Here is a 16,723-nt window from a genome sequence, read left to right as displayed (position 1 = left end):
TCCAGATGTTGGCTATCTCATTAATGATATGGGCTGCGCACCCGGATTCATAAGCTTATGCTGTCAATATCCCAGCTCTGTGCTCGCATTGCGGGAGACCAGCCCGAAGTACCCTGCTTCACCAATCGCCCCTGCGGCGGTGTCCAGATAATTAAAGATCTGCACCCCGTTAACCTTCAGGATCAGACGCACACCCCCGGATTCTTGAAAAGCACCCAGCTGAACGCGGCTCTGCACCCCGAAGGTGATCGCCGTATTCGGAATCGCCGGCCCGTCGAGGCTGGTCAGGCCGTCAATCTTGCCGTAGATCACGGTTCGTACCCCCTCGTTGAAGCGGTGCAGCTCGATGCCCGATGTCCCTATGACCACCAGATACATGCTGCCGGTGCTATAGCTCAGCTCCTTGCTCTGGTTATTGAGCATCAGGGCGTACCAGTTGGAGGAGGCCGCGCTGTCATTGATCTTCATTTTGAAATCCAGCAGCTCATTCTGATACTTGCGGTTCTGGTAGATGATATGCCCTCCGGGGGCCCTCAGCGTAAGGCTGTCTTGCCCGGTCTCCTTCAGCCCGTTCGCCGTTGCCGATACGTACCAGCCATCAGGGTCTTGCAGTTCCGCCGTCAGGGGATGTTCGTATTGGCTGACCTCATTCCATACCTTAACCTCATATTGCCCCTGAGTCACGGTGCCCAGATATTCGGCCGATAACGTGAGGGTGGCCGAGCCGGTCTGATGCCCCGTCAATAGGCCGGTGCCGCTGACGCTGACGATGGAAGGATCGCTGCTCGTATAGGTGACTTCTTCCAGCTCCTCGCGGTTGCCGAACAGCGTCTCGCCGTAAGGCTGCAATTGCAGGCCGGTGCCTTCACGGATATACGCCACATTGCCGTCATGCCCCTCCAGGCGGACCGTGGCTAAGGTATCGCCCACGTATACATCCGTTGTGATTGTCCGCAGAATGGAGCCGTTAATGATGTTCACGATAAGCTTCGTCTGTCCCTGGGCCAGTCCGGTGACCACGCCCGAGCTACTAACCGAGGCTACTGCCGGATTGAGAATGCTGTAATAGAAGCTGCTGGTTTCCTTGCCCAGCGGCTGGTCTTTGCCGTTCATGGCACGGACGGAGACCTGTCCGCTGCCGCCTGCGGCCAGCTTGAGCGGATCAAGCTTCCAGCGGCTGACCTGCCCTTCTGCTGCAGAGGCATATTCCGGCTCCAGCCCGGCCCGATCAATAATCGAGCGTGCCGCCTGAGGCCACTCTGCATCCGGCTGGACCGTATTGTCCGCAAACAGAACATTGCGCCCGTTGTTGGTATAGCCGTCTGTAGTTGTATAGTTGTTCACGAAATCTACATCATGGATGGTCGGCACATAGGCCATCGCCCAGCGGAGCGGGGAATGCCACAGCGGCGTATCCTTTAGGTCGATCACATTGTGCTCAAATTTCCAGTAGGCGGAGCCTTCATCCGTGTACAGGGCGGAATTGCCGTCCATCTGGTTGCGGATGTAGTTGCCGCTGACCAGATTTTTGTCCTCTGCGGTGGCTCCGGTAGGTCCGAGACTGTAGATGGCGCCTCCGTCACGCAAGCCCATTCCCATGAGATCATAGATCAGGTTATCCTGAATCTTCACGTTCCGGGTAGCGGCATCGAACAGCTTATCCCAGCCATATCCGATATGCGTTCCGCTGTAGGGCAGATTGTACATTTCATTATGGCTGATGTCCATATCTACCGGATACCCCGCAGATACGGCGGATGCCGATTTGTAGTCAATCCCGATATCATGAATCACATTGTTCAGCACATCATTATTCTTCATCAGCAGCCTGGGGTCTGCCGGATGATAGATATTCCGGTCGGTGGAATTCGGCTGTCCCACGTTCAGCGCACTGCCCGAAATATCATAGAAGCGGTTGCCTTCCACCAGGCTGTTCTGAACGCCGTTCTGCATACGCAGGGCTGTAATGCCCAGCTTGGTGAATTGATTGTTGCGGAAATTCACCGTATTGGCCAGCTCCAGCATCACCGCCGCATCGGTCAGCTCATCGGGGATCGACGGATAACGCAAATGGTTGTTCTGGGAATCGGAGTGTCCCGCTGCTGTACTCGGACGGTTCCAGGTGGTGTACATGAATTTCAGGCCTTCAAAATTCAGATTGCGCACCGGCTCGCCGGCCGATCTGCCATAGACTGTGGCGAGCTGCTCCAGTACAGGAACCACAACCCCGGCCGTGGACAGATTCTCCCAGGCACGCGGTTTGTAATACAGCATACCTTCATTCCGGTTATAGTACCATTCCCCGGCCTCATCCAGCAGCTCCATAGCATTCTCGTAATAGACGGGTACAGTCGCCGAGGTTAATCCCCGGTTAAAGACCGCGCTCCGGCCCGGCTCCTGCAGGACTATCTGTGCTTTGCCGCCTGAAGCGGTTACCGACTCTACCTTAATCCGGGAATTCGTCCACAGCTCATTGAATACCAACTCCATATCGGACGTATTGCTCCACCCGGCCAGCTCCGTATTATCCGAGGTATAGCCGGTTGCCGTCTTCAGCGGATTCACGAGTCCCGCTGTGCTCCGGGCCCGGACTGCCCGGATACCATCCACGAACAGCTGCCTTGTCTGAAGGCCGGTTCCGACATTCGCCCGGTAGATGCCCTTAGCGCTGTCGAACACCGTCCAGCCTGTGACGGACCGCCCGCCGCTGATGGCTGCCTGCTCCCCGGGATAGCTGCGGTAGGTGACAAAATAGCCGTTCGTCCCCGAATCCTCCGGTGTGAACTCCAGCGGTTCCGTCAGCGTGTAGGTCCCTTCCCGCAGATTGACGATGATATCAGCGTCCATATCCTCATTCAGCTGCCGTACCTCGGCCTGCGCCCGGGCAATCGTCCGGAAGGGCGAGGCTTCCGTGCCGTCATTGTTGTTGTCGTCCCCGCCCGGAGCGACATACAGCTCCTGTCCGGTCGTCCGCCCGGTGACGGTGACATCCGTCTCGGCCCGGACGCTTCCGGTCTCATCCGTGACGAACACGGTAGTTGTTCCGGCGCTTACCCCCGTCAGCTCTCCGTAGCGGTCAATCACGGCGATGCTCTCATCCTCCGTTCCCCACAGGATGCCTGTATCCGTATTGTCTTCCGGTGTTACTGTTGCCTGTAACAGCACACGGGAGCCTGCGGGAACCGCCCGCTGAAGCGGAGCCAATACAATATCCGTGATCGGATCTTCGTAGACGGCTACTGTCGCAGTGACGGCCGGAAGCTCCTCATTCGGCTGGGCTGTCACCACGGTCGTTCCCTGACGGATGCCTGTGACCAGGCCGTTGCCATCCACGGTAGCGACCTCCCCGTCGCCGGAAGACCACACAGCCGTCTGATCTGTAGCATCCGCAGGAGTGAACTGAAGAGGCAAGGACAGCTTCTCCCCCCTTCGCAGCCCGTAAGACTGCTGGGTGAAGGCTGCACTTACCGCCTGTTTGTATCCGCTTACAATAAAATTGTCAAAGCCTATCTTCCCTGTGCTGTCTTTATAGAATCCCATATAGAAGGAGGTTAACGCCCCTCCCTCGGCCATCGGCTCCTTCGTCAGCAGACGGTTGCCGTCAATGGACAGATCGAAGGTGTGGCCGCCGCCGTCGAGCGACAGGCGCACCTCATGCCACACGCCTGCCGATACCGGCAGGACGGAGGTCCAGGAGCCGGCCCCTTTTTTCATATAGCTGAACGCCCCGTTGTTAATGGCGAACTTCACCAGCGGAACGGACCCGCTCTGCGGGGTGGGCAGGTAGATCACCGCTCCGGTCTGCTCGGCTCTGAACGAATAGCTGAACATGCTTCTATACGTCACATCTGTAACAGATTTGCTGATGCTGTAGCTGCTGGCAAGCTTGCTCGTTTGCTCTAGCTCCAGCAGCTTGCCGGGATACCCCTCCCAGGCCTGCACCCCCACACTCACTCCCTGGGGAGGTGTCTTGATCGTCCATCCGGCCGGCTTCGCACCGGTGCTATACGTCTCAAAGGTCTCTTGCAGCCTGTAATCACTGTCCGCCCGGGCAACAGATCCAAGGTCTGCCGGGAAAAGGCCCAGCAGCAGAACCATAATGATAGCGTATACATAAAACGGCTTTCGGCTTGATTGTCTCATAATAGCCACCTTTCCGTATGGAAGCAAGTATAGTGTTCCGGTAGAGCATGTTCGATGTGGACATTCAGAGATAGTTGTATTCTGTACATTTAAAAACCGCGAAACGGTAGAATCTGCTCAGCTAACTGTAGTCTGTACAACTAAATCTGCCCCATGGGGTGAGAATCCGGGGGCAGATGGGAATTTAATTGTACGAAATACAGCTAAACGGATATTTGGCGGTACAGCGGACGATTTAGTTGTATGGAGTGCAATTAAGCCTACTGCTTCCGTCTGCCCCTTAATCGGGACACGGCAAACCCTGCGGCTGCCCGCTTGAAATGCGTGGCTTGGTTAAGTTGGTTAAGGGGCGTACGGATCAACGTTGAGCTGAACCGGCGGCTGGTGGCCCGCAGTCAGCACAATGCTCCGCACTAAGGCCCACGGCTCGCGCGGCACCTCCCGGTCATCCCTCAGCGTATCCTCAACCGTCACCGTATCGAGCAGCTTCTGGATGTCCGCTGACTCCGCAGCTTCGTCCAGACATACCACCGCCCAGCCTGCTTCCAGGCGGGCCTGCGCCAGCATCGAGCCGCTGCCGGAATAAAGCACCTGGCGGAGCTTGATTCTTCCCTCCTCGCGAACAACAGTGACAGGCAGCGGGGCTCGGGCACCTGCCCCGGCAGCAATGCCTTTGAGCGCCGTGACCGCCACCGCACAGCCCGGATAACGCAGCACGAGCCATTCCCGGTCCCCGGCGGCATTCACTACCCGCTCCACCTCACCGTCATAGCGGTGGATGACCCATTCATCCGCGATCTCCGCGGCCCGGTTATGCAGCCGGGTCATCGAGCGGACCACCACCAGCGTATTCGCCTGCTGTGCGGAGCGCGTCTCCACCTCCGGGTACAGCGGCTCGGCGAACAATGCAGGCATCAGATAGGCGCTGCGGTATTCCTCCGCCGGATGCGTCCGCACGACGGCGGAATCATCCACGTACCACCGCAGATAGGATACCTGCTGATCCCTCACGCTGAAGCTGACCGGGAAGCTCTGCCAGCCCAGTCCCCAGGTGGGATGCTGGTAGCTGCCCGGCATCACCGGGAAGCGGTTGATGCTGCCCAGCCGGATACGCTGCCCGATCCAGGTATAGGCACGCGAGGCATCGAAGATCCGCTCCTCACGAATCCGCGGTACCGGCAGCGCGGCCGGGGTGTTCTCCCGTGGCTGCAACTCCTCCGCAAACAGGAGGAACCCCGCCAGGTCGTTAAGCGAGAAGGTCTGCTCCGCCAGAGCGCTGACCCCCGTCACACCGGCAACCGTCCACAGCAGGCTCTGCCGCCAAGTCTCTCCCCGGAAGTTATAGCTGCGGATTGAGGGAACGAATTCCTCCCCGTCATGGAAGAGGAGCAGCTGCTTCAGGACATCCATCTGCATGGACAGCCGCCCGGCCAGCTCACGGTCATGCTCCTGCAGCACAGAACAGGCAATGCTCAGCGCGTTCATCATCACCCCCTGATAGACAAGGCTGATATTCTCCCCCCAGCCCCAGCCCCGGCGGGCCGTATATTCCTCCCACCTCTTGAAATAGGCGGTTGCCGTCTGGAGATAAGCAGGTTCTCCGAGAAAGTGGGCCACCGCCAGCAGCATCGCCCCGTCGCTCATCGTCTTGTTCGGGTAGAACAGCTCCGGGTTCCGGCATTCCCTGGAGAACCAGGCCGCCGCATGACGGAACATGCGCTGCATGCTCTCCAGATGGCTGGCCGGGAAGACGCCGGGACTGCTGAGACGCACCGCCACCAGCGGCATGAGAATGAAGAAGGCCGCATTGGAATCCTGAATCACACTCTCCTCCCGGTACCAGAGGAATCCCCCGTAATCCGGATGCTCCGGGTCAGTGAACTGGAGTGCTGCAATCGCTTCCAGAATCTCCAGTCCCGCCGCTTCATCCAGCCGTCCCAGCAAGGTGCCGTACGCATAATATCCGGCCGAGAACCGGGCCTCATGGCAATACGCCAGCTGAGCAGCCTGCCGGGTATGCCCGGGCCGGTCATAGCGGACCAGCCCGGCCTCCACTACACTATCCGCCAAGGCGGCGGTATAGCTCTTTTCTAGAATCTGTCTCACCTCATGATTCAACGCTGCCCGCCCCCTGTGCTTGTATTCATCTGTTACTCCACCTCACTCAATTGTTTGCCCATCTCATAAATATCCTTCAGCATAATGGCATCCGCTTTATGGTCCTGATACCAGGAAGCATAGAATTCATCGACCTTGGTTCCGCCTGCCTTCTCCCAGACGCCCTTGGCTTCTTCAATGAACTGGTCCACCGAAGCCGGATCGGAGCTGACGATGGCCTGCATGGCCCGGTCGAGAATCGTTTTATTCGCATTGGTGTTGATCTGAGTCAGATCCTGCGGCAGCAACGGGAGGAAGGCCTTCTGCGTAATCCCGACAATCGGGCGGTCCGGGTTCATATACAGCTTCTCAGCCATTTCATAGATTGCGATAAAATCCTGCTCCGCCTTTGTAGGATTCACCTTGTTCTTCAGCCCGTAATTCTTGCCGATCAGCGGGGTGAGCATCCCCATATCGCGGTTGTACTCCAGTTCCTTCTTGTTCTTCTCCGGGTCGATTACCTCTGCACGGCCATCGGCGGTTTTCTTGTAATGCACACCTTCAATGCCGTTCTGGATCGTAGTGGTGTACTGCTCCGTAACCATGAAATCTATCATTTTTATTACAGACTCAGGGTCCTTGGCCGCTGCATTCACCATACCGGTCATCTGAATCGGAGAAGTCAGGGTCGGGCTGAACTGGCCGAATTCTGTCGCTGGCAGGGCAATCGGGATCACCTCAGCCTCCGGAGAGTTCTTCTTGAGCGTCTCATACGTGCTGACATCAGCCCCGTTGCCGCCGTAAATGCCCAGCTTGCCGGAGATCCAGTCCTGCTTCTGCTTCTCGCCGTTCTTATCGGTCACGAAGTCCTTATCCACCACCCCGGCCGCATACAGCGCCTTCTGGAAGGAGACCGCCGCCTTGATCCGGTCCCAGTCATGCACAATCTTGTCGTTCTCCAGCACCCAGGGATACTGGTCTTCGCCGAACAGCGTGAACCCGGTGCCGAACATGTTGTTCAGAATAATGCCGGCCACGAAGCTTAGCCCGGTTCCATACGTGTCCGCTTTGCCGTTGCCGTCCGGGTCCTGCTCTGTGAAGGCTTTCGCGACCTTCAGCAGCTCCTCCGGTGTGGTGGGCACTTCCAGATTCAGCTTCTTCAGCCAGTCATTGCGGATAAACAGATAATGCTGCGGGCCGAACTGGACCGGACGCCCCACCGTATACAGCTTGCCGTCCGCCATGGTGCCTGCCTTGCGCAGCGCCGGATATTTCTCCAGCATCGCCTTATATTCTGTACTGCTGCTGTCAATCAGGTCATCCAGCGGCAGAAGCTGCTTCTGGTTATAGAGCTGGCCCTGGTAAGCGGTATCAAATTCAAAGATCAGGTCGGGGGCCGACTTCGACGCGAACAGCACATTGAACTTTTGCAGGGATTCGAAGCGCGGAACGGTAACGTATTTGACGTTCACCGGCCCGTTCTCGTTTACCCACTTCGTCCAGCGGTTGTCGCTCATTGTCCCCTCTTCTGCGGGTACCGAGCCGCGGTCATACAGCGAGACGGTGATGGTCCCGCGCTTCCCGGAGCCCTCTCCCTTGTCTGTTCCCTGCGTGGCGGCATTATTGCCGCCGCAGCCTGTAACCGCGATGGCGAGCAGCAGGGAAGCTGCACCGGCAGCGGTTGTTTTTCTTAGCCGAGGTGATGTGTGCATATGATTATGACCCTCCTATAATGGCGTTCTTGTACTTGCAGGTATGGTGCAGCAGGGGTCAGCCCTTGATGGCACCGATGGTTACGCCTTTGACAAAATAACGCTGCAGCAACGGATACACGATCAGCATCGGAATGACCATCACCATAATCCCTGCGGCCTTGATGCCCTCCGGTGTAATATTGACAACCTCCTGCGAGTTCATCGTATTCAGCTCCTGCAGGACAGCCTGGCTCTTCACCATCTGCTGGATGAGCACGGTCAGATTGATTTTCTCCGGGCTGTTCATATAGATCATGACGTTAAAGAACGAATTCCAGTAATACACGCCGTAAAAGAGGCCGATGGTCGCCAGCACAGGCAGGGACAGCGGCAGAATAATACCCGCCAGCAGCCGCCATTCGCCGGAGCCGTCTATTCGGGCCGCTTCCACCAGCTCCTCCGGGATGTTCTCGAAAAAAGACCGCATGATCATCATATTATAAGTGCTGACCAGAGCGGGCAGCCACAGGGCTGCGTAGGAATCCACCAGCCCGAGACTGCTGACCACGAGATAGGTCGGGATCAGACCGCCGGTGAACAGCATCGTGAACACAATCGCCAGCGTCAGCGTACGTCTTCCGTAGAAATCACGGCGGGACAAGGGATATGCGGCGAAGATGGTGAACAGCATGCTGGCCGCCACACCGACCAGGGTAATCAGCAGGCTGTTGCCAAATGCGCGCACCACCGGCGTTCCCTCGAAGAGCATGGTATAAGAGCTTATTGTGAAATCAACCGGCCACAGGGTGACAAAACCGGAGAGCACCGCGTCCTTGCCGCTGAGGGACAGGGAGGCCAGATGGAGCAGCGGCAGCAGGCAGAGAATGCCTGCGAGCGTCAGCAGCAGATAGTTGAAGCTGTAGAATACTTTTTCACCGTTTGTACTTTGCATAGTGTCCTCCTGTTACCACAAGCCTTTATTGAAGCGCCGGGCAATGGCGTTGGATATCAGCACCAGGGTCAGTGCCACGAGGGAATCGAACATCCCCAGCGCAGCGGTCAGGCTGAACTGCCCTCCCTGTAGTCCTATCGCGTAAATATACGTACTTATAACCTCGGAGATCCCCGATACAATCGAATTTTGCAGCACGTACACATGGTCAAAGCCTACCTCCATGACCCGCCCCATGGCCAGAATCAGCATAATAACGATGGTTGGACTGATCCCGGGCAGCGTGATATGGCGGATCTGCTTCCATTTGCCCGCTCCGTCCATACTCGCCGCCTCATAGAGACTGGGGTCGATGGAGGTCAGCGCAGCCAGATAGATAATTGCATTGAAGCCCGCATCCTTCCAGATTCCCGAGCCGAGGAAGATCGAGACCCAGGACCACTCTTTGAACAGGAAGGGAAAAGCCTGGCCGGTCAGCTTCTCAACCACCGCATTGGCTACCCCGGTCTGGGCAAAGATTGTCACCACCAGCCCGCCGACAATGACCCAGGAGAAGAAGTACGGGAGGTAGACGAGAGTCTGGACCGATTTTTTGAACCACTTGTTCCTGACTTCATTTAGCATAATCGCCAGGGCAATCGGGAACGGAAAGCTGACCAGCACCGACAATATACTGAGCACCAGCGTATTGCGGATAATCTGCACCGACTGCGCCTGGGTGAACAGATTGGTGAAATTGTCCATGCCCACCCACCTGCTGCCCCATACCCCCTCATAGAAGGTATAATCCTTGAAGGCGATGACCAGCCCCAGCATGGGGGTGTATTTGAAAATCATATAAAATGCGATAACCGGAACGAACATGACCCACAGGGGGACATTATTCTTGAAGCGGCGGGTCTGCCAAAAACGTCTGCGGCTGCTTCCGGTCTGCCGTGAAGTGTCCAGACGCAGCACCGCCTCACTGCTTGTATTCGCTTTCATTACGGTGCCTCCTTTCACTTGCATGTGGTGCCTAATTGTGTGATGAATAAATGCTACGGAGCTGAAATGGCCGATTTCATGTCCTCACCATAGCCGCTTCAGCGGGTTAGGGCAATATTCAGTTTTTCTGTTAATTGCCGCTGAACCCTTATGCAGCCCGGGATTACAGGATTCCGGCCAGCTCCCGGGCCAGATTCTCACCCATCCGTATATGTCCCTCATCCCCCGGGTGAATCAGATCGCAGGACAGCCCGGCCAGGTCATCCAGCACCCGGCTTCCCTCGATCAGGCTCAGCTTGGGACGGGACAGACGCTGCACATGACTTCGCAGAATGTCGTTGAACTGAAGATCCTTCTCGGCTACTCCGCTGCCGGGGAACATGGCAAAATTGGGATACATCGTGATCACCGCTACCGGCTTCCCGGGATGTCTGCTCACCAGCTGGTCAAGCAGGTAGCCGCTCCGCTCACGGAATTCATCCGGCGACAGGTGGTCACGCATATTCACGCCCAGCTCCAGCGTCATGAATGACCAGTCCTCCTGCGCCGCAAGATAGTTGCTCATCTCCCGTTCACAATGGCAGGAGCCACTCATGCCGAGATTGACTACATCGGCAGCCAGCCGTCTTGCCGCGTGGGCAATATACGGCAGGCTGCTGTTCTCTCCATACGTGATGGATGAGCCGTAAGCAATCCAGCGTTTGCGGGGAATCTCCCCTTCCACCGGCGGGCGGAGCGGATGGCCGAAGGTCTCGATGCCGCAGACCACACAGGCATACCGTCCGAAGCAGATCCGCCATACCTCCGGCGCGAAGCCCGCTTCCATCAGCAGCCCGCGCTCTGCCATCGCCAGCCGCGGCGGCTCGCTTAGCTGGAGGGTGCGGATCGTCCCGGCCTGCAGTTCATGCCTGGAATGGAACAGCCCGCCCTTGTATACCGTTACGCTGCCATCCGTCTCCGGCAAGGTCAGTGTGACACGGATATTCGGAGCCGGTGTGACGAACCTGAGCTCGCAGCCGCCCGCTTCCCCGGCGATGAACCGGCCCCGCTCGTTCAGATGCTCCCTAACGCTGCGGGGAATGCGGCGGAGGTGCACTCCGTAGCCCGTAGCCGGCTCCAGCTCGCCAACATTATGGAAGGCAATCCGGTCCAGCCCCGGCAGCCCCTTGATGCTGGCGGAATTGAGGCTGGCGGAATTATACATGCTTCATCGCCTCCACCAGCAGCAGGAGCGCCATGGATTGCCCGTAGGGCATCGGGCAGACCGGAATCTCCCGGTAGTCCTGAAGCGTAGCACCCATTCCCGTGCCGTAGGAGACACCCTGCACCACCCCGTCCTCATCGATCTGGTCCAGCACGTAATGAAGGGCTGCCATTGCAGGCTTGCGGCAGTCCTCAGGCAGCAGTCCCTGCCGCACCGCCTTCAACATGCCGTAAGCAAAGGCAGCGGTGGCCGAGGTCTCCAGATACGAGCTGCTGTCGTCCAGCAGGGTATGCCATGCACCTTCCGGGGCTTGCAGCTCCGTCAGCTTGCGTACCTGCCGCGCAAGGGAGGACAGCAGGAAGCTGCTCACCCCTGGCGGCAGCTCCACCATCTCCAGGTAATCCACCAGTCCGGCGGTATACCAGGAATTGCCCCGTGCCCACAGGGCCCGGGCAAAATGGTGGCCTCCCTCGAAGGTCCAGCCATGGAAGAACAATCCGGTCACGGGATCGGTCAGGTACTTGAGGTGGACAAGAAACTGGCGGATGCTCTCCTGAATGCCCTCCTCTTCCTTCAGCACGATCCCCATCCGGGCTACAAACAGCACCGTCATATACAGCGTGTCGTCCCAGAGCTGCCCGGTATTCGGACTGCCGGTCACCTCATGCTGAAGGCCGCCTTCCTCCGTGCGTGGCATCTCATGCAGCGCATACTCCAGCCACTCCCGGCATAGCTGCATATAATCTGCGCGCCCGGTCTCCTCTGCCAGATAGCTTAGGGTAAGCATCGGGCACATTGTATTGACGTTTTTCACGGGGATGCCCCCGTCAAGTTTGCTGTCGAACCAGCCGGTCAGGTAATGCAGAATTTCTTCCTTCCGGTTCTCACGGTAGTAACTGTACAGGGCAAACAGTCCCACCCCCTGTGGCCACTCCCAATTATCCATAGCAATAATGCCGATGGGCGCAGTCTCCTGAATCGAGCCTTTCATATTCTTCATCCGCTCAATGACACGGGCGATATGGCCTTCCAGTGCTGTTCGTGATATTGTCTCCATAATGTTCCTCCTTGTAAAATGTCCTGCTCTGAACCTGGAGCCTGAAGCGTGAAACCTGGAACCTCAAATCTGGAGCCTGATTCTTCAAACCCGGAACCTGAAGCCTGTGTAGCCTTTTCCCGGCTGTATAGCCCTGTTAGCAACCCCAGTGTAGTCAAGCGCCGCAGTATCGTCCATTAACAAGAATCTTGCTAATCGCTTTCACTTCTGGCATTGTTCATAATGGGACTGTATTCATCAGAAGGAGGAGTACATGCTCACGTTCTAATTCTGTATTGAGAAATCAGGGAGGGTAACAGGTGATGAGAATCAAGTTTGATCTTTTTCCGGGCGGTGTTACTAAAGCGCTCACATTAAGCTGGGATGATGGAAGAATCCACGACAGACGTCTGGTGGAGATCCTTAACCGGCATGGGCTGAAGGGCTCCTTCCATTTGAATTCTGGGTTCTTCGGCAATGAAGGCTATATCACTGAAGACGAAGTGGCTGCGCTCTATGAGGGGCATGAGATTTCGGCGCATACCAGTACCCATCCTTTCCTTACCATGACTCCGCGCGAGGGGATCACGGGTGAGATTCTGACGGACCGCAAGGCGCTGGAGGCGCTGGCCGGTTATCCTGTAAGGGGCATGTCCTATCCGTTCGGCAATTACAATGATCAGGTGATCGGCCTGCTGCCTGCCCTGGGCATTGAGTATTCCCGTACGGTGAATTCCCACCGCAGCTTCAGTCTGCCGGACAACCTGCTGGCCTGGCACCCTACCTGCCATCACAAGGAGATGCTGGCCCTGGGCAAAAAGTTCCTGGAGGAAAAGCCCCGCTTCTCGTATATGCAACTGCTGTACGTCTGGGGACACAGCTATGAGTTCAATGACGACGATAACTGGCAGGAGCTGGAGCAGTTCGCCGCCATGATGGGCGGCCATGAAGACATTTGGTACGCGACCAACATCGAGATCGTGGACTACCTGTCCGCTGTGCAGGGACTGCGCTTCTCAGCTTCGCAGGAGATAGTGTATAACCCGTCGGCTACGGAGGTGTGGGTCTCTGTGGGGGATGAAGCCCGCCGTATTCCGGGCGGGGGAACGGTGAAGCTGGGGTAGGGATTGCTGACCACGAAGGAGAAATGTTGCACAAATTGCAAGCGTGTTGATTTCCCAAAAAAAGGGACAAAAAGGCCGCCATTTCGGGTAATGGTAAGTACGACCAAACCAAACCGAAATGAGGCGACCTCATGAATAAATATACCCCATTCTTAGCCGTTTTCAAACAAGTACTAACACCGGAAGAAGTCCAAATGGTGACCGGACAGACCGAGGACTACGAGGATACAGCAACCAAAATGACCGTCGAGTTGCTGCTCGATTACTTTGTCCAAGCCTGTTACCACAAATGGGACGGCTTCCGGCAAAGTGCCCGCTTAGGCCCAAGCGTTGACTTGCCCGAGATTCATTACTCCACGTTTTCCGGCAAGGCCGGTGAAGTCCCTTACGACATCTTCAAACGTATCTTTCAAATGCTCGTCCAGAAATGTAACCGGCAAACCCGGCGGCACCTGAATCTGCCTAAAGATCTTCTGCTTATTGACTCTACGACGATTACGGCGGCAAACTCCCACATGTCTTGGGCTCCGTATAAAAAATTCAGAGGAGGCATTAAGCTGCATGTCGCTTTTTCGCATGGGCAGCGTTCTCCCGTGAAAGTGGTCGAATCGATTGCCCGGCGCAATGACGCTCCATTTGGAGAAGTCTTGGCCGATAAGGACTACCTTTTAGTCCAGGATCGAGCGTATGGAAAAATCGGTCGATTGGATCAATATGTGCAGCAAGGTCAGTCCTTTGTGATTCGTCTGAAAGACAATCTCCATTTGGTGATGCCGCGAAAGCTTCAGCGACCGGCGGAGGGAGACACCAAAATTGTACGCGATATCACCTGTTATATTGGTCAAGGGAAATGCCAGTCCGCCCAGCGCCACCGCGTCGTTGAATTTGAAAATGACCGGGGTGAAGTCGTACGGGTCGTGACCGATTTGAGAAAAGAGTCCGCTTATGTGATCGCTGAAATCTACAAGGCCCGCTGGCAAATTGAAGTCTTTTTCCGCTGGATTAAACAGCATCTGAATGTGCCCTGTCTATTCGGAACGACCGAAAATGCGGTATATAGCCAGTTATATGTGGCCTTTTGTGTCTATGTGCTTTTAAAGTGCCTATACGATACCGTTCAACCTAAAGTCCCAACCTTTGCTCAATTGACCTTTTGGGAATTTATGCAGTATTGGCGTATGTTTAATCTTCCGCTGGAGTGGCAGGTTCAGTTTAATCTGCTCAGGCGTAAAGGTCATCCTGGCATTTTGTCCCTCCCATAATATGGGGAATCAACACGCCTGCACTAATTGCAGCTTTGATTCATTAATCCCGGGATTTTGAGAGGAATGTTGTACAAAATGCAGGAATTGTCTCGCCCATCGGTTCGGGAGATGAGAAATGCTGCATTTCATGCAACAATCCATAGTTACAGCCGACTTAACGCGGGGAATGTTGTATTTAGTGCAGGATTTCGGCTACAGCAGCCGGTTAGTTCAAAGGTACACTGTGGTGCGGTAACTCCCTGCTATATGCAGCACAATATAACCCGATTCCGCCGCAGCCTGAATGGCTGGTGGAATCGGGTTATTGTTATAGTAGAGTCACTTAGGCACTGATAGTTGTCAGTAATAATGTATGGTCCGGCGGCCCAAAGGCCTGATTACCGGCGTGTGACGGTGATAATGCTCAGGCGGTGGCAGCAGCTTGAACAGCTTGAGTCGCAGCTCTAGATGAATTAGGAACAGCCGCCCAACCCGCCTGCTACTGCCAGCCTCCGGCGGCAGCATCAGGATGCTCCTGCCTCGCTATCCAGGTGAGGCAGGCCGCCCGCAGCAGCGCGTCGGTCCGCTGAGCCGCGCCGCAGAAGACCCCGCTCAGGCCGATCTCGTACAGATCGGCCAGCGCGTACGCCGCCGGTGCCCCCGCGGCGAGCACTGCCGCCGCCGGCCGCACCCGGCGCACGGCGGCCAGCACCCCGGCCGCCGCCTGCGCGAAGCCCTCGGCGGCGTTCTCTCCTGGCGCGGCCTCCTCCGCCGCGCCGTCCAGCACCAGGAAATCGGCGATGCGCGCGATTTCCCCGGCGGCAGCCGGCCCCACATCGGGCGCGAGCAGCGCCCCGATGCGGCAGGCTGCCGCATAAGCGTGGCCGAGAGTCTGCTCGGCCACGCCCTCAATGAATTCGCGCTGCGCCGCGAATTCCTCCAGGCTGGCGGGGTACGGCGCCAGCAGGTCAATGCGGCTGTCGCCGCCCAGCCGCTGGCTGTGCAGGACGGCGGCGAACAGCGCGCCGAGCTGCGCGTCCTGCAGCGCGGCCAGCCGGTCCGGGCGGGCGGCGAGCTCCGCCGTGTAAGGCAGAGTGACTGCGGCCCAGACACCATCCGCCGACTCCAGGAGGTCGGCAGCAGCTGCCCGCAGCCGGTGATAGATCCGCTGCAGGATACGCTCAGCCTGCACCGGCTCCTCATCCCCGCACGACATCCAGCGCGAATAGAGCGCCGACAATTCCGGCTCGTGCAGCCATTCCTCGCCCCGGATCAGGCAGGGCCCCGCAGGGTAGACGCCGGGCGGCTCACGGCGGACAGCCCCGTCCCCCCTGCCCTCGCGCAGCACCAGGAAGGCCTGGCGCTCCCCGGGACGGCGGTTATACGTGCGGCTCGTACTCACGTTACTCTTGCGCCGGTCCCCCTCAGCAAGAAATTCCGCTGCGGCGGAGGCTACAGATGCGGACTGGCTCATCTCCACGCCAATGGTCCGGTCCCCGGCGTTATACTTGAACGGGCGCTCTTCCTTGTTTGGATCATCCTTCTGCTGGCGTTCACCCTTCATCCTCGCACCCACCCTTTACCTTTGAATTACTGCCGCTCCGCTCCCCTGAAGAGAAGCTGCCAGCATATTAAGAGGCTTCAATCTATAAATACTGGCAAAGGTACTGAAATATGCAAACGGTATCAAAGGAATGCGGCAGCAACACCTTACCCGGATCGGTAGTGGACACGGTGGGGCCGCGTGTTGAGGGGAGTGCGTGAGCTAGATTAGGCGGGTGAAATGAAGCGGATGAGTGAGTTGGAGCGGGTGGGGCGAGTTGGAATGTGTGAATAAGCTGGAGTAAGTGAGGCGAGCTGAGGTGGGTAGGAAGTAACTTTACATATTTTATTATTAATCCCTAAAGGCTTTGAACTGGGGTTGCGTTGGGTTGCGTTTCGACTGCGGGTTCGAGCAAGGCTTCGAGTTCTGCTTGGCGCACAGTGATCTATTGTATTTACTACAGTAGATCTTCTCTTTAGCGGTTGTAAAAAGCGATCTATTGCAGTTTGTACAGCAGATTTCCGCAGAAAGGGTGTTTTGGGACCGTATACCGGAAATCTGTTGTATGGAATACATCAGAACGGATTTTAACGCCGGATATGGCCTAATCTATTGTACAAAATACACTCGCTGGCCCATTTCTTGCGAATCAACTCCTCACAAACCGCGCCGCTTACAAACCGCTTCTCTCACGAACCACTT

The 16,723-nt window shown here is 56.9% G+C and carries 10 protein-coding genes; 2 read left to right on the top strand and 8 right to left on the bottom strand.

The genetic code is table 11. The annotated features are described in order from the left end of the window. Positions 1-63: 63 nt before the first annotated feature. The 7 genes from MKY96_RS00805 to bglB all read right to left on the bottom strand — a co-directional run bounded on the left by MKY96_RS00805 (position 64) and on the right by bglB (position 12,131). Positions 64-4,143, bottom strand: a complete 4,080-nt coding sequence (locus MKY96_RS00805) for an Ig-like domain-containing protein (protein ID WP_340937944.1) — start codon at positions 4,141-4,143, stop codon at positions 64-66. Positions 4,144-4,485: 342 nt separating this feature from the next. Next, complete coding sequence (locus tag MKY96_RS00800) at positions 4,486-6,249, bottom strand: hypothetical protein (RefSeq protein WP_340937942.1); 1,764 nt, start codon at positions 6,247-6,249, stop codon at positions 4,486-4,488. Positions 6,250-6,293: 44 nt separating this feature from the next. Then, positions 6,294-7,952 carry an extracellular solute-binding protein gene (locus MKY96_RS00795; protein ID WP_340937938.1) on the bottom strand — a complete coding sequence of 553 codons (1,659 nt, stop codon included), beginning with the start codon at positions 7,950-7,952 and terminating at the stop codon, positions 6,294-6,296. A 58-nt stretch (positions 7,953-8,010) separates the two neighbouring features. Continuing rightward, on the bottom strand, positions 8,011-8,886 hold the full coding sequence (locus tag MKY96_RS00790) for a carbohydrate ABC transporter permease (RefSeq protein ID WP_340937937.1): 876 nt from the start codon (positions 8,884-8,886) through the stop codon (positions 8,011-8,013). Positions 8,887-8,898: 12 nt separating this feature from the next. After that, positions 8,899-9,870 (bottom strand): ABC transporter permease, encoded by a 972-nt coding sequence (locus tag MKY96_RS00785; protein WP_445322037.1) that lies wholly within the window; start codon positions 9,868-9,870, stop codon positions 8,899-8,901. Between the two features lie 163 nt (positions 9,871-10,033). After that, a complete protein-coding gene (locus tag MKY96_RS00780; protein WP_340937935.1) occupies positions 10,034-11,074 on the bottom strand; it encodes an SGNH/GDSL hydrolase family protein in 1,041 nt (346 codons plus the stop codon). Then, positions 11,067-12,131: a beta-galactosidase BglB gene (bglB, locus tag MKY96_RS00775; RefSeq protein ID WP_340937932.1), complete on the bottom strand. Its 1,065-nt coding sequence runs from the start codon at positions 12,129-12,131 to the stop codon at positions 11,067-11,069. The genes MKY96_RS00780 and bglB overlap by 8 nt, the downstream gene beginning before the upstream one ends. Before the next feature lie 302 nt (positions 12,132-12,433). Here bglB and MKY96_RS00770 point away from each other — a divergent pair, with 302 nt between their 5' ends. Together MKY96_RS00770 and MKY96_RS00765 are read left to right on the top strand one after the other, a co-directional pair. Continuing rightward, positions 12,434-13,234, top strand: coding sequence for a polysaccharide deacetylase family protein (locus MKY96_RS00770; RefSeq protein WP_340937930.1), 801 nt, complete (start codon positions 12,434-12,436; stop codon positions 13,232-13,234). 131 nt (positions 13,235-13,365) lie between these two features. Further along, positions 13,366-14,496, top strand: coding sequence for an IS4 family transposase (locus MKY96_RS00765; protein WP_340937926.1), 1,131 nt, complete (start codon positions 13,366-13,368; stop codon positions 14,494-14,496). 481 nt (positions 14,497-14,977) lie between these two features. Here MKY96_RS00765 and MKY96_RS00760 read toward each other — a convergent pair whose 3' ends face one another. Beyond that, a complete protein-coding gene (locus MKY96_RS00760; protein WP_340937924.1) occupies positions 14,978-16,042 on the bottom strand; it encodes a hypothetical protein in 1,065 nt (354 codons plus the stop codon). Positions 16,043-16,723: the final 681 nt, after the last annotated feature.

Source organism: Paenibacillus sp. FSL R7-0302, assembly GCF_038006885.1.
Classification (GTDB): Bacteria; Bacillota; Bacilli; order Paenibacillales; family Paenibacillaceae; genus Paenibacillus_AQ.
Note: the sequence above shows the minus strand (reverse complement) of the source record. Positions and strands in the feature narration are given on the sequence as shown.